A 20,810-nucleotide genomic window follows, 5' to 3' on the forward strand; every position below is an offset into this window, starting at 1 on the left:
ACTATCACTTTTACGTCTGCAGTAACAGGAAGTGGAGTTGCACCATCATTAAATTGTACGACTACAGCGGGCATCAATTTTATAGATCCAGCGATAATAGGGATAAGCTGTAACCCAACAGCAGATGATTACCAAGAAGCCTTAGCAAACGATGGAAGTATCGCAACCAATGCCAACCCGTTGGTATATAGCGTAACAGGCGATACCTTTATAGATACAAACAATGATGATATCTTGGATGCAGGCTTTAGCATAAGCAATTTACCATCAGGACTCACAGCACGATTTATATTGAGTAATTCAGATACCACAGCCACATTAGAACTAATCGGAAATGCTATAAATAACAACATTGCTGATAATGTGGGGGCATTAACTATCACTTTTACAGCTGGGGTAACAGGAAGTGGAGTTGCACCAACAGTAAATTGTACGACCACAGCAGGCATCAATTTTATAGATCCAGTAATAGGAATAAGCTGTAACCCAACAGCAAATGATTACCAAGAAGCCGTAGCAAACGATGGAAGTATCGCAACCAATGCCAACCCGTTGGAATACAGTATAACAGGCGGTACCTTTATAGATACAAACAATGATGATATCTTGGATGCAGGCTTTAGCATAAGCAATTTACCATCAGGACTCACAGCACGATTTATATTGAGTAATTCAGATACCACAGCCACATTAGAACTAATCGGAAATGCTATAAATAACAACATTGCTGATAATGTGGGGGCATTAACTATCACTTTTACAGCTGGGGTAACAGGAAGTGGAGTTGTACCAACAGTAAATTGTACGACCACAGCAGGCATCAATTTTATAGGTCCAGTAATAGGAATAAGCTGTAACCCAACAGCAAATGATTACCAAGAAGCCTTAGCAAACGATGGAAGTATCGCAACCAATGCCAACCCGTTGGAATACAGTATAACAGGCGGTACCTTTATAGATACAAACAATGATGATATCTTGGATGCAGGCTTTAGCATAAGCAATTTACCATCAGGACTCACAGCACGATTTATATTGAGTAATTCAGATACCACAGCCACATTAGAACTAATCGGAAATGCTATAAATAACAATAGTGCTGATAATGTGGGGGCATTAACTATCACTTTTACAGCTGGGGTAACAGGAAGTGGAGTTGTACCAACAGTAAATTGTACGACCACAGCAGGCATCAATTTTATAGGTCCAGTAATAGGAATAAGCTGTAACCCAACAGCAAATGATTACCAAGAAGCCTTAGCAAACGATGGAAGTATCGCAACCAATGCCAACCCGTTGGAATACAGTATAACAGGCGGTACCTTTATAGATACAAACAATGATGATATCTTGGATGGAGGCTTTAGCATAAGCAATTTACCATCAGGACTCACAGCACGATTTATATTGAGTAATTCAGATACCACAGCCACATTAGAACTAATCGGAAATGCTACAAATAACAATAGTGCAGATAATGTGGGGGCATTAACTATCACTTTTACAGCTGGGGTAACAGGAAGTGGAGTTGCACCAACAGTAAATTGTACGACCACAGCAGGCATCAATTTTCGAGATAATTTTAATATAGACGCACGGATGCGCCATGGCAAGTTTTTCCTAAATGGTAGCGAACAACCCATGGTAACTGGTACTGGTAGAAATGCGAACTAAAAAACATGGTAAAAGGTTAACATATTATAGGGTGGTATCATTGGTTAGTAGTCAGTAGGTTGCTCTGCTATCTTACTTGTAAAAAGGGAAAGTAGGTTTGTAAGTAAGACCATCCATGGTTAAGGTAGGGGCTCTTAATAGAGAGCAATCAAATACCACCCTTATATTAAGAATAATGAATAATTAAGTAGTACAATATACTAATAAGTAAATATTATGAATATAAAAGCGCAAATAAAGCGATTACCAATATTAGTAATGCTCTTACTAATATTGCAAACACAGGCACAGACGACCAATACTGGAGAGATGGTGATATTGCCAAATACACAAGTGAGCCTTGTTAATAATTTTAATAATACCACAAGTGGAAATATGCTTAATGATGGAGAGCTATTTGTTTACGCGAATTTTAATAACGACGGCGCGGTAGATTTTATAAACGAAGGGCTTACAAGTTTTCAAGGCACCAGCACGCAGCAAATAACAGGCGCTAATGAAAGCTTTTTTTACAATGCCATATTCTCTAATACCAGTGCCATAGCACCGTTTCAATTATCTGGAAAAATAACTATAGATAATGAAAGTGAGTTTGATGAAGGCGTTATTGATAATGCTAATTTTGGAGGCAGCTTTACTTTTTTAAACGATGCAGACCATGTTAGTGCCAGTGATAATAGCCATGTAGATGGTGAAGTGGTAAAAGTAGGAGATACCAGTTTTGAATTTCCTGTAGGCAATGGCGGGTTTTATAACCCGGTAAACATGAACGCGCCAGATTTAGCAACAGACACGTATACAGCACAATACTTTTTAGAAGATAGCAATACCACGGCGACGCCTCATAATTTAGCAGCAGGCATTATAGAACAGATTGATAATACCGAACATTGGGTTGTAAATCGTACCAGTGGAAGTTCGGATGTCCTAATAACCTTAAGATGGGATGCCGATACATCGCCGGCATTTATTAACGATGCAGATCCAGAGGCCATACATATTGTACGTTGGGATGATGCCCAGGGTTTTTGGGTAAACGAAGGGGGCATTCCAGATGCCGCTAACCAAACCATTACAACCATAGCACCAGTAACGGGCTATGGCATATTTACTTTGGGAACAGTAAAAACAGATTTAGTATTACCAGACGATTTGGTTATTTATACAGCAGTATCTCCTAATAGTAATGATAAGAATGACTTTTTCTTTATAGATGGTATTGACCGATACCCAAATAATACCGTTAAGATTTTTAATCGTTGGGGTGTCGAGGTTTTTAAAACAAGTGGTTATAACGAAACAGATAATGTGTTTAAAGGATTTTCAGACGGTCGTATAACGGTTAGTAATTCAAAATTACTACCAACAGGGACTTACTATTATATTTTAGAGTATGAATTTCCAGGTAATGCAACTGTAGCAGCACAACGCGTAAAAAAAGCCGGGTTTCTTTATATAACAACAAATTAACAATTAGAACAATAAGCAAGACAATTTTTAAATAGATAATATATGATCTTTAAGAATAAAAATATAAAATGGGTAGTATTTTTAATGCTACTCTCATTACCAGTGCTAGCGCAACAAGACCCCCAATACACGCAGTATATGTATAATACAGCTGCTATTAACCCGGCGTATGCAGGTAGTAGAGGCATGCTTAGTATCAATGGCATTTACAGAAGTCAATGGGTAGGTTTGGAAGGGGCCCCAAAAACAGCTCAATTTTCTTTAAATACACCAATAGGAGAAAGAGGTGTTGGTTTGGGGTTCTCATTTTATAATGAAGAAATTGGACCATCTATTCAAAACAATTTGGTTGTAGATTATTCATACACCATCCCATTTGCTGGTGATGATACAAAATTTAGTTTTGGACTAAAAACAGGATTTCAATTATTAGATGTAGATTATACTAAATTGTTAATTTATAATCCCACAGAGCCGGTTTTTCAAACCAATATAGACAATAGATTTCAACCTGTTATCGGACTAGGAGGGATGTTGCATACAGATAGGTGGTATGTCGGTGTATCGGTTCCAAATGTTTTATCTACCGAGCATTACAGTAATAATACCATTTCTACAGCATCAAGCCGTCCGCATATTTTTTTAACAGCAGGCTATGTGTTTAATTTAAGTGATACCTGGCAATTTAAACCGGCTTTTTTATCAAGGTATGTATCCGGAGCGCCTTTAGGTATAGATATGTCGGCAAACTTTTGGTATAACCAAACACTTACTTTAGGAGCTGCCTACAGGTTAGATGCAGCAGTAAGTGCTTTAGCTGGGTTTCAGGTAACAGACCAGCTCATGGTTGGCTATGCTTACGATTGGGATACTACAGATTTGGGACGCTATAATGATGGGTCTCATGAAATATTTTTAAGATGGGAACTATTTACCAGAACCCGTAATAAAGTGTCACCAAGGTTCTTTTAAAAACCTGTCATAATAAATGAGTGAAAACAAAAAATATAATATATGAAAATCAAAATAGTTACACTTAAACTTTCTTTAGTACTAGTACTGTTTATGATATATCAGTACAGTCCAGCACAAACTGAGAATAGTAAGCTCATTCGTGCAAATAAAAAATATAATGAGTACGAATATGTTAACGCAACCGATATCTATTTACGCGTTGTAAATTCAGGATACACATCCGAAGAAGTATTTCAAAAACTAGGGAACACCTATTATTTTAATTCAAAATACGAAGACGCATTAAAATGGTATAAGGAATTGATGCAGTTAAATGCCAACCCCGAAGATCCCATTTATTTATTAAGATATTCGCAAACATTAAAAGCTTTAAGCAAACATAAAGAATCTGAAGCCGTGTATAATAGCTTTTTAAAACGCATAGATAATAACGATTCAAAATTCTCTACAACAAAAAGTTATTTAGACATTATAGCAGAAAACTCTAACCGGTATGCAGTAACTCCAGCCTCTATAAACACTTCAGAGAGTGAATATGGAAGCACCATTATGAATAATAAATATATATATGCCACTGCCCAAAGATCTGGTAGCCTTTCAAAGACTATAGATAATTGGACAGGAAAATATTTTTTAGATTTATGGGAAGCCAGCTATAACGAAGATGGTAGTTTAGGAAAAGGAAAGAAGATGAAAAATGGACTTAATTCTAAGTATCATGAGTCGTCTTTAACGTTTACTAAAGATCGTAAAACCGTATATTTTACACGAAGCAGTAACACGTCTAAAACGAGTAAAAAAAAGAAGCAAAGTAGTAACTTAAAAATTTATCGCGCTACAAAACAAGCGAATGGTGACTGGGGAAATATTGAAGATTTATCCATAAATGGGGATAGCTACTCTACCGCACATCCATCATTAAGTCCCGATGAAAAAACATTGTATTATTCATCTAATCAACCAGGGGGCTTAGGAGAAACAGATATATATATGGTTACTATAAATAGTAATGGGTCGTTTAATGTGCCAAAAAATATGGGACCTAGTGTAAACACCAAAGGAAGAGAGGCTTTTCCGTTTATAAGTAAAGATTATGAATTGTATTTTTCTTCAGACGGCCACTATGGTTTAGGAGGCTACGATGTTTTTTATTTAGATCTTAAACAAAAAGTACTACAAATGATAAATGTTGGCGTGCCAATTAATAGCCCGGAAGATGATTTCGCATTCTTTATAAATAATACCACAAAAAAAGGCAGCTTTAGTTCTAATAGACCTGGAGGTCAGGGGGCAGATGATATTTATTTATTTGAAGAACTTAAAACGATTAAAGAAGCCACCAGAGCCATTTTAGTGGGAACTGTAGAAGATGAAGATACGCTAGAACCCTTAGCAAATGTTCTTGTACAGCTTAAAGATGAACAAAATAATATAATAGACGAAATGACGACCACTAGTGGTGGCGTTTATAATTTTGATTATAACCGGTATTACAATCATATAGTAGAAGCTAATAAAACCGATTATGTAGGAACTAACGAATTTGTAAAAGCCAATATTACTGCTAAAAAAGTTGTTAGAGATTTAAAATTAAAACGAAACATTTCAGAAGTTAAAGACAATACAGAAATTACCGATGCGGTAGATTTACAACCTATATACTTTGACTTTAATAAAGCGACCATACAGGAAGATTCAAAAATTGAATTAATGAAAGTGGTTGCCTTTATGAAGGAACAACCAACTGTTAAAATAAAAGTAGGAGCCCATACAGATAGTCGCGGAAATGATGCCTATAATTTAGCATTGTCTGAGCGTAGAGCTAAGTCAACAATAAATTTTATTATAAAACAAGGCATCTCAAAAAACCGTATTATGGGTGAAGGATATGGTGAAAGTCAATTAAAAAATAATTGTACAAATAATTCTAATTGTAGTGAAGAAAAACACCTTCTAAATAGAAGAAGTGAGTTCATTATTGTTAAATAAAAACGAAGTAAACAAACAAAAGAAGAAAGAATTTTTAAAGCAATCATATTCTCTTAAACAATGCACTATATAATAAACTAATTTTTTTTAAGTAAGTAAGGTTAATTTAGTTTGGGTTAGTTTAATGCTAGTTTGTTTAGAGATAAGGCGCACAATTTTTTTGTGCGCTTTTTGTATGTTTTTTAAAAATGATGAGTAAAACTAATTTTTTATTGAACCAACCCCTGTTGCAGAACAAGGATGCTTTTGTAGGAAATCATATAACCTCAAGATGACTTCATTAAAAGAATAGTTAAAAAGTAATGAAAATTATAGTTTTTCATACAGAAAAGTTAATTATTATATGTAGTTTTATACTTATAAATAAACTATTTAGTCTTCAAACAACAATAAATGCTTGTAAGGTCGAGCATTTGTATAAAAATCATGTAAGCCATGATATTTAGAATCAATTTTATTTAGTGTTCTGTTTTTGAGAGATACAGGTTCATCTTAAAAATACATAAAAAACTAAAAACACATTGAATTTATAAGGAATATCAAAAACCTCAATAACCTTTAATTTGAAGTATTTCTTAGTTTAAAAAACGATTAGTTCAACGAAACAAACCGCAAATTTTACTTATGGAAGAATATACCGCCATCGTTATTGACGACCACAATGATTCAATGGAGCTTTTAAGGCTCTGTTTGAAAAAATATTGCCATAATATTAAAGAAACTTATGGCGCTACAGATATACCAGACGCTTTGCTAAAAATACAAAAGTATGAACCAGATATTATTTTTTCAGATATTATGCTAGGTGAAGAGACCGCTTTTAACCTTTTGGATAGATTAGGAAAGGTTGATAGCGAAATTATTTTTACAAGCTCATTTAAAGAGTTTGCTTTAAAAGCTATAGATTATGACGCCTCTAATTATTTATTAAAACCTATAGATGTTAAAGAGTTGGTTGTAGCCGTTAGCAGGGTATCAGAAAAATTAAAGACCAAAACGTACCTGAAGGAATTAGAGCAGAGCAACGGCAAATTAAAAAAATATAGTAACAAAGATATTATTGCTATTCCTTCTACTATGAAGGTAGAGATTATAAAAGTTAATGATATTATTTTTTGTGAAGCCGAGCGTAGTTATACGATGATATACCTTATAGACGGCTCTACTAAAGTGTCCAGTAAAAACTTGTTAGAATACGAAAACTTGCTAGTATCAAGAGGTCCTTTTTTTAGAATCCATCATAAATATCTAGTTAACTTAAATATGGTGGAGAATATTAATAAGGCAGCAGGTAACTATTGTGAGATGATTAATAAAAAATCATTGCCCATTTCGAAACGTAAACGTGAAAAACTATTTAAGTTTTTAGGACTCTCATAAAAGATAAGGTTGTACACATATTCTTCATAACGCCCACTTATCAATTTATATTATCGTTTGTAGGAAATGCTTGTTACTTTTATTTAAGCCAATTAACAAAAATGGTTTATTGGCTTAATTATTACTATACAAAATTTAAGTACAAACATGGAGAATAATATTAATTTAACAAATAATGAAAAGTATTTTTTGAGGTTATTGGTTCATAATTTCGATGATGACTATATTTCTGATTTTCTCAAAATACAAAAAAGCGATTTAGGATATATAAGAGGTAAATTAAAAATAAAATTTAAAACTAAAGATTGGGTTGTTTTAATTAAAAAAGCATTTGCGCTTGGAATTTTAAATAAACAAGATTATATAGATCCAACTATAAATAAAATAGCATTAGGCTATGCATCAAAAATCTTTGACGATTTTAAAAACAGACCCTATGGTTATAAACTGCCGCAAGAGGTTTTATCTGATTTTGATCACTCTTGTAACAACTTTTTGTCTAAAACGGTTAAAATTACTTTAAAATGATGGAACGTTATACAGTAAAACTATTTAATAATAAAGAGCTAGACTATTTACGTTTAACATATAAAGGTGTAGATAAGGAAGAAATAGCTAAAGAATTAGAATTTAAGCACAAAAGAGAGCATAAAGATATGGAACAATTGATCTGGAACAAGCTCTCTGTTAATAATTGGTATAATGCTTATAGGAAAGCATTTCATTTACAGTTGCTAAACAGAAAAGACTTTCTTTTTCTAAATATTAGAGATGAGGCGTCAACATTTTCTACAAAAATTACGAATATTTTATTTTCTGTAGGGCTTAGTGATAAAGAAAAAGAACTTAAAGTGTATTTGGCTTTATTATCCTTTTACATTAGGGTAGAATATAGTTATTTATTAAAAGGAGAAACGCATTGACTTGGTAGGTTCGCTTTTACAAAGCTTATAGTTAGTCTATAACACCCTTAAGAATTACGAAAAATAAACATGACATGACAGTTATTCCTTAAATCGACTACGGTATTGTTTAGGGATCAATTGTCATGTCTTAACTTTTTTGATATTACTTTTAAGATTGTTATTGGCAACTAGCGATGTAACATGCTATGCCTTACCATATTTTCTTATATATAGATGGCATTGAACTATAATAGCCATGGGTTTAAGTTAACGTTGAGGCTAAAAAGGAAGCCTTGTATCTCTCTTTAGTTAGTTTGGGTTTACAGGGCTATCCGCCTCTTCTTTGAGAAATATATTAATATTATAAGCTTACCCATAAAAGAGTACTACGTTAAAGAACACAAACCTTTAACACAAAATATAAATGTATAAATTAAATGAATAAAATGATCATGCACCAATTACAAAAAAAAATACAGGGACTCACCCTGTTGTTATTGTGCTCTATGGGGGCTATGGCACAAGCAGAGTATATTACCACATGGAACACGGAAAACTCTGGAACATCTAATAATAACTCTATAATCATACCAGCTATTGGCCGCTATGATGTGGATATTGGTAATGATGGAAGTTATGAGTTGCTTAATCAAACAGGTACAATTACTATTGATGTTACAACACATGGTTATCTTGGGGGAGAGATACAAATAGCTATGCGTAATGCAATTTCTGGAGCAGGAAATTTAGAGCGCATTTTATTTGGTATTGGTAGTACTGATGCCGAAAAAATAATCTCTATAGATCAATGGGGGAGTAGCATTGCATGGACTAGCATGGAGTCTGCTTATGCAGGATGTATTAATTTGGATGTGCTAGCTAACGATACGCCAAATTTAAGTATAGCAACAGATTTGAATCGTATGTTTTTTGGTTGTAGCTCAATGGTGGGGTCTTCGGTATTTAATTCCTGGGATGTCTCTAATGTGACTATTATGGCTAACATGTTTAATACAACGCCCTTCAATCAGCCTCTAAACAATTGGGATGTCTCTAGTGTTACTACTATGTTAACTATGTTTGAAAGAACTCCTTTCAACCAGCCTCTAAATACTTGGGATGTCTCTAATGTGACAAATATGAGAGGCATGTTTTTTAAAAATACAGCATTTAATCAACCTATAGATACTTGGGATGTCTCTAGTGTTACTAATATGTTAGCTATGTTTCAAGGAACTCCTTTCAACCAGCCTCTAAATACTTGGGATGTCTCTAATGTAACTCTTATGCAAGGTATGTTTCAAGAAACTCCTTTCAACCAGCCTCTAAATAATTGGGATGTCTCTAGTGTGACAAATATGGGAGTGATGTTTTTTAAAAATACTGTATTTAATCAACCTCTAAATACTTGGGATGTCTCTAATGTGACAAATATGAGAGGCATGTTTTTTAAAAATACAGCATTTAATCAACCTATAGATACTTGGGATGTCTCTAGTGTTACCAATATGCAAGTTATGTTTCTAGGAACTCCTTTCAACCAGCCTCTAAATAATTGGGATGTGTCTAGTGTTACCAATATGGAGAGTATGTTTGCTTTTTCTCCATTTAATCAACCTATAGATACTTGGAATGTCTCTAGTGTTACTAATATGGAGAGGATGTTTTCTGGTAATCCATTTAATCAGCCTATCGATGTTTGGGATGTCTCTAATGTGACTAACATGAGAGGCATGTTTTTTACAAATCCAGGATTTAATCAACCTATAGGTACTTGGGATGTGTCTAGTGTTACCGATATGCGAGGTATGTTTAATACAACTTCTTTCAATCAGCCTATAGATGCTTGGGATGTCTCTAACGTGACTAACATGAGTGATATGTTTTTTCAAAATGCTATATTTAATCAACCTCTAGATACTTGGGATGTCTCTAGTGTTACTACTATGGAATCCATGTTTACAGATGCTTCAGTATTTAATCAATCTCTAGATTCTTGGGATGTCTCTAATGTGACTAATATGAGAATCATGTTTCGTGGTGCTTCAGCATTTAACCAAAATCTTGGTAGCTGGGATATAGATAACGTAACTGATGCAAGGGGTTTTTTAAATAACAGTGGTCTTTCAATTGCCAATTGGGATGCCACGTTAACAGGCTGGCATGCACAAGGTTTTAACAATTCTAATGTTGAGGTAGGTGCCAGAAGACTGCAATTTTGTAATGCACAAGCACAGCGTGAAGCTATGGAAACAGTTGGTATATTTACGTTTGTAGACGATGTTTTAAACTGTAGTACACCAATTAATTTGAATGTAGACGCAAGGTTGCGCCATGGGAAACTTTTCTTAAATGGCAAAGAACAACCTATGGTTACTGGTAGAAATACGAACTAAAGGAGATGGTAAGTAGTCTCCTTTTACATTAAGGAGAACATAGTTATTTATTAAAAGGAAAGACTCATTGACTTGGTAGCTTCACTTTTACAAAGCAATATAGTCAGTCCACAACACCCTTAAGAATTACGAAAAACAAACATAACACGACAGTTATTTCTTAAATCGACCACTTATCGTTTAGTATTGTCATGTCTCAACTTTTGATTTTACATTTAGTATTGCTATAGGCAACTAGCTATGGAATATTAAATTATTTAAACCTCAAAACCATTATGGAACGATCCAGAATTATAAAAATAAAAAGAAGTAGAATAGATAGTTTGTTAAACTATATGTTATCTAAAACAAATGACTTTATAAAGAGTTGGTCTATTCATAATGACTATAATGAAAACACCCGTGTTTCTAAGTTTTCAAATACACAAGATGATCTTATAGACACCTATAGTTCTCTACAGATTAAATACCATATTAATACGAGCTGTATTTTAAAGGTCATGGACTATAAATTAATTGAAAATAGTTCATTTAAGTATGAGAAAAGAAATGGTTTTAACGCCATTCCATGTCGATTTTATTATACACTTACAGATCGTAAACAAAAAATTGTAGATAAAGGCGCTTTGTTAGAATTAAGGAATTTTCCTTCTTTAAAAACGACTCTTTTTAATATTGAGATTCCGCTTAGAAACCACGGAAAAAGAATAAATATTTATAGAGATGATACGCTTTTAATATCTCATTTGGTACCAACATCTGAAATGAAAACGAAATTTCACTCATTTATATAAAAGTAGTATCATATTCTTATCATTCATGTTTACTTATACAGATGTGCCTGATCGTTTAAATTCCTCAAAAGGTCTAATATTAGGTTTGAAGTCAGGTCTATATGGTTCACATCGCAACCCCACTAGTAATAGTGGGGTTTCTTTGTTTTTGGCATTTCTTTATATTTTAAAAAAAATTGCTTTTTAGGGTAAAAATGGGTGAAATTACAGTAAGAAATGTACGTAATTTGAAAGCTTCTATTAAATTAATTACTACTGAAAAACCAACTGCAGATGGGTATCCTGTTTATGTAAGGTTAAACAATAAAAGAGTGTCCTTTAAGAGAATCGAAAAGCCTCGTTTAACAAATGAGGATTTTAAAAAGATAGCCACGTTTGATTTAAGAAATAATATTACTTTAGAAGTGTATAGAGATCTTTTTTTATTTCTCTGTTATACGGGGTTAAGTTTTTGTGATGCTATCGATATAAGTATTTACAGAGTAACGTACAGCGATGCAACAATCTCATTAAAGAAATGGATACTAACAATTAACTACCTTAAAACATATAAAAAACTATTCAAAAAAACAGTTTTGTAAAATCCCATAAAACTTCTTTTTAGTCCCTCTTTTAATATGATTCAGCACTTTTTTTATCAAAGTAATCAAATAGGATGAATCTTCGCTTTAAAATTAAGATAAAGATAGAATTGATACGGTTACAAAACATACAAGCAATCCTCTTTTTAGTACTAAGTTTTACCTGTTATGCTCAGGCTCAAATAACTGTAAACACTAATAAAACTGTCGTTGTTATAGCATGAGTTTGTCAGGCAATGAAAACATCATGGCTATAGGAACCCATGAAGCCAATAATAACAGTACAAAATCGTGGCGTATACGCATATATAAAATAATTCAGGAGTATGGGTAGGAGCACATCAAACAAGGAAATGTGTTAACAGGTTATGTAAGCGTGTATAAAAACATATCAGGAAACTGGGAGCAAATAGGAAACGATATTGCAGGAGAACCAAAAGGTAATTTTTTAGGATGGAATATCAGTTTGTCCAATAATGGTACTACTGTGGCTATAGCAGCATATAAGAATAATAAAAAAGGAAAAAGACATGCGTACGTCCGTATGTATCAAACCAAAGGAGGGACTTGGGTTCAAAGAGGTACAGATATAGACGGTAAAACAACGGGCTATGACGTATCAGGCTTTAATAATATAAACTTAGGTAGGGATACAATCACCCTCCTGGGAGCCTATGATAAAGATAGTAGCCTAACATACACCAATTATAAACTATGTACGTGTGTATAAATGTAACAGTTCAGATATATGGAAGCAGATAAATACAAATATATAAACCCTTGGGTGGTATAATTGAGAGTATAGGTTGCTCCGATCTTACTAAATATTGGATTTATTAATTAATTATAATAACTATTAATGGTAAGATAAGAAGATCAAGTTATTGGTTGATTAGCTTTCGAGTCTTTTAGTGAGCAACCTATGTACCACCTGATACATAACAACTGAAAATATAAAAACATGAAAAGACAATTACAATTATCTGAGATTCAGGAATGAAGAGACGCAGAGTTGAGTTTGGCTTAATGCGCCGTAAAGAAGCATTAAAATTCCTATCGAAAAGTCGAAATGAGTTCGTAAACAACATGTAATAATATTATATAATAATGCCCAAAAACTATCGAGACGAAAACGTCTATATCTCAGCTAAAAAGCGTATGCAAGATATATTTAACACCTTTCCAAAGGTATATGTAGCATTTAGTGGCGGTAAAGACAGTACCGTTATGCTACATTTAGCCTTAGAAATAGCCAAATCCGAAAACCGCTTACCACTTGATGTCTTATTTGTTGATTTGGAAGGACAATATGATACCACCATTAAGCATATTGAAGAGGTGGCTGTAAAAAAATCAGAAGAAATTAACCTACATTGGGTTTGTTTACCTTTAAACCTTAGAAATTCGGTGAGTGTTTTTCAACCACATTGGCGCTGTTGGGATCCAGAACAATCTGAAGCATGGATTCGTCCCATGCCACAACATCCTCAGGTAATATCAAACCCAGAACAGTATCCATTTTTTAAATATGGAATGGAATTCGAAGATTTTGTATATCAATGGGGCAATTGGTTTTCAAACGGCGAATTATCCACATGCTTATTGGGAATTCGGTCAGACGAAAGTTTAAATAGATTCTTTTCGGTAACCACCAACGGTTGGCGCAGAAGAAACTGGATGAGTAAAGCGTCAGAAAACCTCATATTTTCATATCCTATTTACGATTGGCGAACCGAGGATGTCTGGCGTTATGTAGGCAAGAAAAAAATAAAGTATAATAAACTCTATGACTATTTTTATTTATGCGGAATCTCCATTCATAAAATGCGTATTTGCCAACCTTATGGAGATGATCAGCGTCAAAGTTTAGTCTATTACCACCAAATTGAGCCAGAAACCTGGAATAAGGTGGTAAGACGTGTTCATGGCGTTAACTTTGGTGCGTATTACAGTAAAACAGCTGTTCTTGGAAGAGTTAAGGTAATACTTCCCGAAGGCCTAACATGGAAAAAGTACGCTTATATTTTACTAGAATCCATGCCGGAAATCACCAGAAAGCATTATACAGGCAAAATCAAAACCTTTCTCAGATGGTGGGAGAATAATGGATTTTCTTTAGAGCTTATCCCAGATCAGGGCAACTTAAAATTAGAAAACTCAGGAAAGTTACCGTCTTGGAGAAGAATATGTAAATGTATCATTAAAAACGATTGGTGGTGTAGAAGTTTAGGCTTTACCCAAACCAAAAATACATATAAAACTCTGTATGCTAAAAAGATAGCCTAATGATCAAGAATATCGAACAAGAGGTCCTCTCTATTCTAAAGGAAAGTCAAGATATCCCAGAAGAAAACAAAACGGAGTTAATAAAGAAGGTCTTAGACGTCTGTAATCAATTTGTAGAACCTGTTTCACAAGTGTTGTGGGTACCCATAAATACCATTATGCCAAATGCTTACAATCCTAATAAAATAGCCATGCCAGAAAAGCGTTTGTTACTCCGTTCTATGCTAGATCATGGCATGACTTTACCCTTAATAGTATCAGTTAAACAACAACAGCACTATATGTTGATTGATGGCTACCACCGTTGGAATCTCATTAAAAAAAGTAAAGTATTGCAGCGTAGATTAAACCATAAAGTACCAGTAGTAATATTAGATCTTCCCAAAACAGAACAAATAGTGGCTAGCATACGGCACAATAGGGCTAGGGGAAAGCATCAAATAGCAGAGATAAGCGAGGTAGTAAAAACATTATCAGTCAATGGGTGGTCGTCAAAAAAAATTATGGAAGCATTAGGGATGGATGCAGATGAGGTACTAAGACTTAAGCAATTCAAAGGTCTTGGAGAATTATTTAAAGACGAAGATTATTCTCAATCATGGTATTGAGTTGTCATCTTATTGACTTTACCAATAAGTATGAATACAAAAGAAAACACATCAGAAGAAATAGATTTAGGACAGTTATTCAAACTTATTGGTAATGCGATAAATACTTTTTTTAATCGTATTGCTTTTATTTTAAAAACGATATTTCATCTTTTCATAGTTACTTTGCTGTTCTTTAAAGGTCATTTTTTAAAGTTTAGTTTGGCGACTTTCTTGGGTGTTGGGGTCGGAGGGTATATAGATTATACAGCATCACCGCTCTATAAATCCGTTATGATTATTCAGTCTAATTTTAATAGTACGAGACAACTTTATAGTAATATTGATTTTTATAATCAGTTAGTAAAAAATCAAGAAACCAAGGAGCTATCTGAAGTATTGCATATATCCCAGTCAATAGCAAAAAGTATAAAAAATATAGAAATAACAGGAGTTTCAGATGAAATACAAAAACTAAAACAATTTGGCGAGTTTATTAAAAACCTAGATTCTGTAACATTAAAGAATGTAGATTATCAAGACTACTTGCAGGAGTTTAATGATATAAATGCAGAATTTCACCAAGAAGTCCAAATAGAAGCTACAGCACCCGAAACGGCTAAACAATGCCAAAAAGGAATCGTTACATCTATAGAGAACAATGAATACTTCAAACTTCAGAAAAAAGTTAATGAAGATAATATCATGGTCATAGACTCCATGATAAAGAAGCAGCAAAGGGAAATCAATAAATTACAATCGTTTTATAAAGAGATAAGACTCTTAGAAGCGCAACAACCGGTAGGAGCAACTAATATTAATTTAACAGATAACAAAATTGAGCGAATATCAGAAATAGAACTATTTAATCAGATAAAAAAATTAAAAGAAGAGGAAGTAAAACTAAACATAGAGAAAGCAAAAACAAAAAGTACTGTTAATATAATTTCAGAATTTCCTGAAAGAGGAATATTGAAAAATGATTTTTTTTCTAAAAAAATAATCCAGATGCCACTCTTTTTTATAAGTGGGTTATTTTTAATATTAATAATGTATGTTTTTAATAAGTACTTGGCCAACTACACTAAATAATAAACCTATCTGTTCACACTCAGCATTATTGCTAAAAACAAAATAAAGTAGCTAGAAAAGCTAGTTGGGGTAGGTTTATTTTGCATCAAGGCTAATGTTTTAGCATTCATTAACTCATATCAATTTTGCTTAAAACACAAACATAAAACACTAATCCCTTAAAACTTATAGTTAATCCCTAGGTTTCCCACTGTCGTAACATTTTATTTTCTTTTTGGTTCAGTTAGGCTTGTTTTGAGATAAAACAAGATAAATGAGAGCACCATGGAAACTATTACTACCGCTATTACTTATAGATTTACTTTCCTGTTCAACAAATGAAATGGAACAAAACCCAACTCAGGAAAAGATTGATTTAGCATTGGTAAATGAGAATGAATGGGACATATCTAATGCCATTTTAGAGGCTATAAATAGGCATCGGGAAAACATGGGAATAAACATATTATTAAAGGATACATCCTATGCAACAGCTTATGCTGTTCGCCATAGTAAGTATATGGAAGCCACCAAAAGTGTAAACCACAACAACTTTTTTATTAGAAGTGCAGCCTTAAAAGAGAAAGGAGCAAAAGAAGTGAGTGAAAATATAGCCTATGGGTATAGCACAGCAGCAACAGTAGTGAACGCTTGGTTAAAAAGTGATGCACACAGGAAAGTTCTAGAAGGTAATTTTTCGCATATAGGATTTGGAGTTATAAAATCGTCAGATGGCAGGTACTATTATACAACCCTATACTATAGTTTTGGCTAGTAAAAAATAAAGGAACGGCAGACTTCCTGCCACCATGGTTCCCGAACAAAAGCAAAAGACCCTTTTTTAATAGAGGTGTTCTATTTACTGACATACCTATTGCTTAATGCCTCTTTTTATCTTTTTTAGAACATTGATGGATTGTTCGATTACCCATTTGATATTCCAACTTATCAATGCCGACACAACTAAAATTATCAATATCATTAGAATCATAAGAATACTAGGGGCTAAAACATTTTGGCTCAAAGCTTCCATGATGTCAGCGGTTATTTAGACATCTTGTAAATGTCAATGGCACATAGTCGGTAACCTCCACGAGTACCGAGTTTCCATTTTCCAAACGTTCCATCATATGTTGTTTTCCCGTTCTTTTGGTTTTCAGGATACTTCTTTTATTCATGTAATATTTTGGTAATATCTTTTTTTCCATTGTTATTTTTTTTTCATAAACGGGTTTACATTGAATTACATTTTGACTTCCTTATATTATTGAATAAACTTCCCGAAGATCAGACAGTACAAGAAGCTATTATTTGGGTCTAAGAGCTGAACTACCAAAAAGAAGCAAGTAGGAACCTAATCAATAGCTTCGTTTCAATGTTTATGGATTCATCTGTTAGCCTTTTTTATATTGATTTGAACCGATCCTCGGTCTTTGAACAATCGTTTGTGCTACCTATAAGGATCACCAAATCCCATCATCACGATTTTTGAAAAGAGCTCTTTACTTTTCTTGTTATTACTACCTATCATTAGGGAAGCGGGAAGATTAATAATTGACATATATCATTTTTGTTTCGTGTCCCAGCTCTGGTTCGTTGTAGTCTATAACACATACATAGGAGCCAACGGGCACCCGTCCGCCTTTATGGGTGCCGTCCCAGGCATCGCCGGGGCCGCCATAATGGGCGCTAAACAGCAACCGCTGGCTTAGGTTATATATTTTCACCACATTGTTTCTATACTTTTCAAGGCCTTCGATCACCAGGGTATCGGCAATGCCATCGCCGTTGGGAGAAAACCCTCTATTGAAATCCGCAAGAGGTTGGTCCTCACAATTGTTGGTAGTTTCTACGGTAACCAGAGCCATCGCTGTGGCTGTATTGCTGCCTTGTTCAGCGGTAAGGGTCACCGTTACCGGGGTACCAACATCGTCACAGGTAAAAGTACTCTTGTCCAGGCTCAATTCCGGGATGTTGCCACAGCCATAATTGGAACCATCGTTCACATCTTCTGGTGAGATGGTCGCCTGCCCGCTGGCATCCAGCTGCACGGTAATATCTTTTGCAATGGCCACTAGATTGTCCAAAGGCACTTCCACGGTCACCAAGGCCCTCGCTGTGGCTGTATTGCTGCCTTGTTCAGCGGTAAGGGTCACCGTTATCGGGGTGCCCACATCATCACAGTCAAAGGTATCCCTGTCCAGGCTCAATTCCGGGATGTTGCCACAGCCATAATTGGAACCATCGTTCACATCTTCTGGTGAGATGGTCGCCAGTCTATCGGCATCCAGCCACACGGTGATATCTTTTGCAATGGCCACCAAGTTGTCCAAATGTTCTTCAATGGTTACCACAGCGGTCGCCGTATCTGAATTATTGCCCTGTGTAGCTGTAAGGGTCACCGTTATCGGGGTACCCACATCATCACAGTCAAAGGTATCCCTGTCAAGGCTCAATTCCGGGATGTTGCCACAGCCATAAGCGGAACCATTGTCCACATCTTCTGGTGAGATCGTGAACTGCCCATTGGGATCCAACTGTACGATTATATCTTTTGCAATGGCTACCAGGTTGTCCAAATGCGCTTCTACGGTTACTGTTGCTGTTGCCGTTGCCGTTTCACTACCCTGTTTGGCCGTAAGCACAACGGTCGCCATGCCCACGTCGTCACAGGTAAAAACGTTCCTGTCCAGACTTAATGAAATGGGGTTGGTGTTGTTACAACCACTCCCGGAACCATTGTCTATTTCCCCGGGGCTGATGGAGGCCTCTCCGTCGGCATTCAATTGAACGGTCATATCTTTGGCCGCTGCCACAAGGTTATTGGTATTATTTTCCACGGTCACCACAGCGGTCGAGATATCCGTTTGATTACCAGAAGTAGCAGTAAGGGTTACGGTTACCGGAGTTCCTACATCGCTACAGGTAAAGGTATCCCTGTCCAGGCTTAGTGTGAGCGCAGCTCCATGGCCGCAGTTATGGCCGGAACCGTCGTTCAGATCCTCTGGTGAGATGGTCGCTAGACCATTGGGAGCCAACTGTACGGTAATGTCCTTGGCGGACGCTACAACCCCGGTGTTGACAACGACCTCCTGCGCTGCTAAATTGGGGATGTTGGAATTTATATCGAATGCCGAACTTGCAGGAATATTAATGGTAATATCGTCATCGTCGCCACATATGGATATAGGTGTAACGGCAACTGTATATGTGGATGCGTTGACGACCGTAAAATTACCAATTGTGGCATTGGTAACAGCAATATCTCCTTCGTTAAAATCGGTAACGCCTCTATCGAAGGTAAAGGTCACTTCAAAAGGATCTGTAGTATTTACTGCTGCCGGTGCGCCCTGTATGGAAACACCAATTTCGCCTATATAGTACATACGTGCCCGACCAATTAACAGATTGTACCCAGTAGTAGTATTAAAACCATGGTCAGAAGCTCCCATGGCTAACACAGCCCCATCTGAAGATAAACTAAGACTGTTACTGCTGCCCAACAGATGCCCTCTATGTTCACCATCAAAATCAGTTACTAACTGCCAGGTATTATAGGAACTATATTTATAAATACTTACTCTGCCCACACTTAATAGATTATTAAGACTGACATGGGGCGTCCCTACCACTAAAGTATTTGCATCATCAGATAATGCTATGCCATATCCAAAAGCCCCTTTTAGTTCATTGCCTTTCTGGGGCCATTTATCATTATTATTGGCACTTCTTTTATACACACGTACAGATCCATCTACAGCTGAAGTTATGGCCAGGGTATTCCCGTCTCTTGTTAGCCGTACATAGCCCCCTCTATCATCACGGGTAACCGTTCCTTGATTACCTGTAAAATCACCTGCCTGAACCCAAGTGCCGTTATCATTTTTATATACTCTTGTTATTAACCCCTTAGAATCCCATCTTGTTCTATTCTCGACAGTATATGGTGATCCAAGATGAAGCGCTACCATGGCCAGGGTGTTACCGTCATTGGATATGCTCACACTTACCCCCAACCGTTCGCCCTCTGACCGCCCTTCAATATCGCTGCCTATTTGTACCCAATTATCATTGGTATCTCTTCTATATACCCGTACCTGGCCAGCATTAGAAAGGCCGTTAACGTCAAAAAACGGAGCTCCTATGGCCACGACATTACCATCTCCGGACAAACTCACATCAAATCCCGATAGGCTCCATGCTTGCGTACCATCAATATCATTGCCTATTTGTACCCAATTATCAAGGGCATCTCTTCTATACACACGTACATGGCCTGCATCTGTACCCGTTCCATCATTACCTCTGGCTCCTATAGCCAGAACAGTACCATTATGCGACAAGCTTATGGTTCTTCCGAATTCTTCTCCTTTACGGGTTCCTAAATTGGTTTCTGATGCTATTGTATCACCTATTTGTTCCCACTTAAAACCACCCGGAGATTGGGTATCTCTTATTTTTCCATAAACACGTACAGTTCCATTATTACTAAATTGATTTACACTCCAGCATCCTATGGCTACGGTATTGCCATCTGCCGACAGACTTGTGGTTTCCCCCAGACCATGATGATCTTGATCCCCTATGATAGGGTGTCCTATTGGTTCCTGGCCATAACTACTTAAGCTTATGAAGCCCAAGAGGATGGCATATCGTTTTAATTGTAATAGTATTTGGGTTTTCATGTTAGTTATTTGTTTTT

General features: G+C 35.6%; 16 protein-coding genes. 15 read left to right on the forward strand and 1 reads right to left on the reverse strand.

Features of this window, described 5'->3' with window-relative positions:
* The 15 genes from Q4Q39_RS08705 to Q4Q39_RS08775 all read left to right on the forward strand — a co-directional run.
* On the forward strand, positions 1-1,674 hold a 1,674-nt coding region (locus Q4Q39_RS08705), incomplete at its 5' end, for a hypothetical protein (protein ID WP_303282035.1).
* Positions 1,675-1,890: 216 nt separating this feature from the next.
* The gene (locus Q4Q39_RS08710; RefSeq protein WP_303282036.1) at positions 1,891-3,144 is read left to right on the forward strand and encodes a T9SS type B sorting domain-containing protein; all 1,254 of its coding nucleotides are present in this window, start codon (positions 1,891-1,893) and stop codon (positions 3,142-3,144) included.
* A 42-nt stretch (positions 3,145-3,186) separates the two neighbouring features.
* On the forward strand, positions 3,187-4,116 hold the full coding sequence (locus tag Q4Q39_RS08715) for a PorP/SprF family type IX secretion system membrane protein (RefSeq protein ID WP_303282037.1): 930 nt from the start codon (positions 3,187-3,189) through the stop codon (positions 4,114-4,116).
* A gap of 42 nt (positions 4,117-4,158) precedes the next feature.
* Complete coding sequence (locus tag Q4Q39_RS08720; protein ID WP_303282038.1) at positions 4,159-6,108, forward strand: OmpA family protein; 1,950 nt, start codon at positions 4,159-4,161, stop codon at positions 6,106-6,108.
* 624 nt (positions 6,109-6,732) lie between these two features.
* Entirely contained in the window at positions 6,733-7,488 is a 756-nt protein-coding gene (locus Q4Q39_RS08725) for a LytR/AlgR family response regulator transcription factor (protein ID WP_303282039.1), read from the forward strand.
* A gap of 147 nt (positions 7,489-7,635) precedes the next feature.
* Positions 7,636-8,016 carry a hypothetical protein gene (locus Q4Q39_RS08730; RefSeq protein WP_303282040.1) on the forward strand — a complete coding sequence of 127 codons (381 nt, stop codon included), beginning with the start codon at positions 7,636-7,638 and terminating at the stop codon, positions 8,014-8,016.
* Entirely contained in the window at positions 8,013-8,411 is a 399-nt protein-coding gene (locus Q4Q39_RS08735) for a hypothetical protein (protein ID WP_303282041.1), read from the forward strand. The genes Q4Q39_RS08730 and Q4Q39_RS08735 overlap by 4 nt, the downstream gene beginning before the upstream one ends.
* A 419-nt stretch (positions 8,412-8,830) precedes the next feature.
* The gene (locus Q4Q39_RS08740) at positions 8,831-10,789 is read left to right on the forward strand and encodes a BspA family leucine-rich repeat surface protein (protein ID WP_303282042.1); all 1,959 of its coding nucleotides are present in this window, start codon (positions 8,831-8,833) and stop codon (positions 10,787-10,789) included.
* A 275-nt stretch (positions 10,790-11,064) separates the two neighbouring features.
* Entirely contained in the window at positions 11,065-11,583 is a 519-nt protein-coding gene (locus tag Q4Q39_RS08745; RefSeq protein ID WP_303282043.1) for a hypothetical protein, read from the forward strand.
* 194 nt (positions 11,584-11,777) lie between these two features.
* Positions 11,778-12,164, forward strand: a complete 387-nt coding sequence (locus tag Q4Q39_RS08750) for a site-specific integrase (RefSeq protein ID WP_303282044.1) — start codon at positions 11,778-11,780, stop codon at positions 12,162-12,164.
* 355 nt (positions 12,165-12,519) lie between these two features.
* The gene (locus tag Q4Q39_RS08755; RefSeq protein ID WP_303282045.1) at positions 12,520-12,894 is read left to right on the forward strand and encodes a hypothetical protein; all 375 of its coding nucleotides are present in this window, start codon (positions 12,520-12,522) and stop codon (positions 12,892-12,894) included.
* A 377-nt stretch (positions 12,895-13,271) separates the two neighbouring features.
* The gene (locus tag Q4Q39_RS08760; protein ID WP_303282046.1) at positions 13,272-14,450 is read left to right on the forward strand and encodes a DUF3440 domain-containing protein; all 1,179 of its coding nucleotides are present in this window, start codon (positions 13,272-13,274) and stop codon (positions 14,448-14,450) included.
* The gene (locus Q4Q39_RS08765) at positions 14,450-15,058 is read left to right on the forward strand and encodes a ParB N-terminal domain-containing protein (protein ID WP_303282047.1); all 609 of its coding nucleotides are present in this window, start codon (positions 14,450-14,452) and stop codon (positions 15,056-15,058) included. Before Q4Q39_RS08760 ends, Q4Q39_RS08765 begins: the two co-directional genes overlap by 1 nt.
* A 30-nt stretch (positions 15,059-15,088) precedes the next feature.
* Positions 15,089-16,129: a hypothetical protein gene (locus Q4Q39_RS08770; protein ID WP_303282048.1), complete on the forward strand. Its 1,041-nt coding sequence runs from the start codon at positions 15,089-15,091 to the stop codon at positions 16,127-16,129.
* A gap of 253 nt (positions 16,130-16,382) precedes the next feature.
* Positions 16,383-16,883, forward strand: coding sequence for a CAP domain-containing protein (locus tag Q4Q39_RS08775; protein WP_303282049.1), 501 nt, complete (start codon positions 16,383-16,385; stop codon positions 16,881-16,883).
* A 772-nt stretch (positions 16,884-17,655) separates the two neighbouring features.
* Here Q4Q39_RS08775 and Q4Q39_RS08780 read toward each other — a convergent pair.
* Complete coding sequence (locus tag Q4Q39_RS08780; protein WP_303282050.1) at positions 17,656-20,793, reverse strand: T9SS type B sorting domain-containing protein; 3,138 nt, start codon at positions 20,791-20,793, stop codon at positions 17,656-17,658.
* Positions 20,794-20,810 lie beyond the last annotated feature (17 nt).

This window comes from Flavivirga amylovorans, assembly GCF_030540875.1.
Classification (GTDB): domain Bacteria; phylum Bacteroidota; class Bacteroidia; order Flavobacteriales; family Flavobacteriaceae; genus Flavivirga; species Flavivirga amylovorans.

What these genes read in the sequence shown, in the direction of transcription:
- Q4Q39_RS08710 (WP_303282036.1), top strand. Translation starts at nt 1,891, where the DNA reads ATGAATATAAAAGCGCAAATAAAGCGATTACCAATATTAGTAATGCTC.
- Q4Q39_RS08715 (WP_303282037.1), top strand. Translation starts at nt 3,187, where the DNA reads ATGATCTTTAAGAATAAAAATATAAAATGGGTAGTATTTTTAATGCTA.
- Q4Q39_RS08720 (WP_303282038.1), top strand. Translation starts at nt 4,159, where the DNA reads ATGAAAATCAAAATAGTTACACTTAAACTTTCTTTAGTACTAGTACTG.
- Q4Q39_RS08725 (WP_303282039.1), top strand. Translation starts at nt 6,733, where the DNA reads ATGGAAGAATATACCGCCATCGTTATTGACGACCACAATGATTCAATG.
- Q4Q39_RS08730 (WP_303282040.1), top strand. Translation starts at nt 7,636, where the DNA reads ATGGAGAATAATATTAATTTAACAAATAATGAAAAGTATTTTTTGAGG.
- Q4Q39_RS08735 (WP_303282041.1), top strand. Translation starts at nt 8,013, where the DNA reads ATGATGGAACGTTATACAGTAAAACTATTTAATAATAAAGAGCTAGAC.
- Q4Q39_RS08740 (WP_303282042.1), top strand. Translation starts at nt 8,831, where the DNA reads ATGAATAAAATGATCATGCACCAATTACAAAAAAAAATACAGGGACTC.
- Q4Q39_RS08745 (WP_303282043.1), top strand. Translation starts at nt 11,065, where the DNA reads ATGGAACGATCCAGAATTATAAAAATAAAAAGAAGTAGAATAGATAGT.
- Q4Q39_RS08750 (WP_303282044.1), top strand. Translation starts at nt 11,778, where the DNA reads ATGGGTGAAATTACAGTAAGAAATGTACGTAATTTGAAAGCTTCTATT.
- Q4Q39_RS08760 (WP_303282046.1), top strand. Translation starts at nt 13,272, where the DNA reads ATGCCCAAAAACTATCGAGACGAAAACGTCTATATCTCAGCTAAAAAG.
- Q4Q39_RS08765 (WP_303282047.1), top strand. Translation starts at nt 14,450, where the DNA reads ATGATCAAGAATATCGAACAAGAGGTCCTCTCTATTCTAAAGGAAAGT.
- Q4Q39_RS08770 (WP_303282048.1), top strand. Translation starts at nt 15,089, where the DNA reads ATGAATACAAAAGAAAACACATCAGAAGAAATAGATTTAGGACAGTTA.
- Q4Q39_RS08775 (WP_303282049.1), top strand. Translation starts at nt 16,383, where the DNA reads ATGAGAGCACCATGGAAACTATTACTACCGCTATTACTTATAGATTTA.
- Q4Q39_RS08780 (WP_303282050.1), bottom strand. Translation starts at nt 20,793, where the DNA reads ATGAAAACCCAAATACTATTACAATTAAAACGATATGCCATCCTCTTG.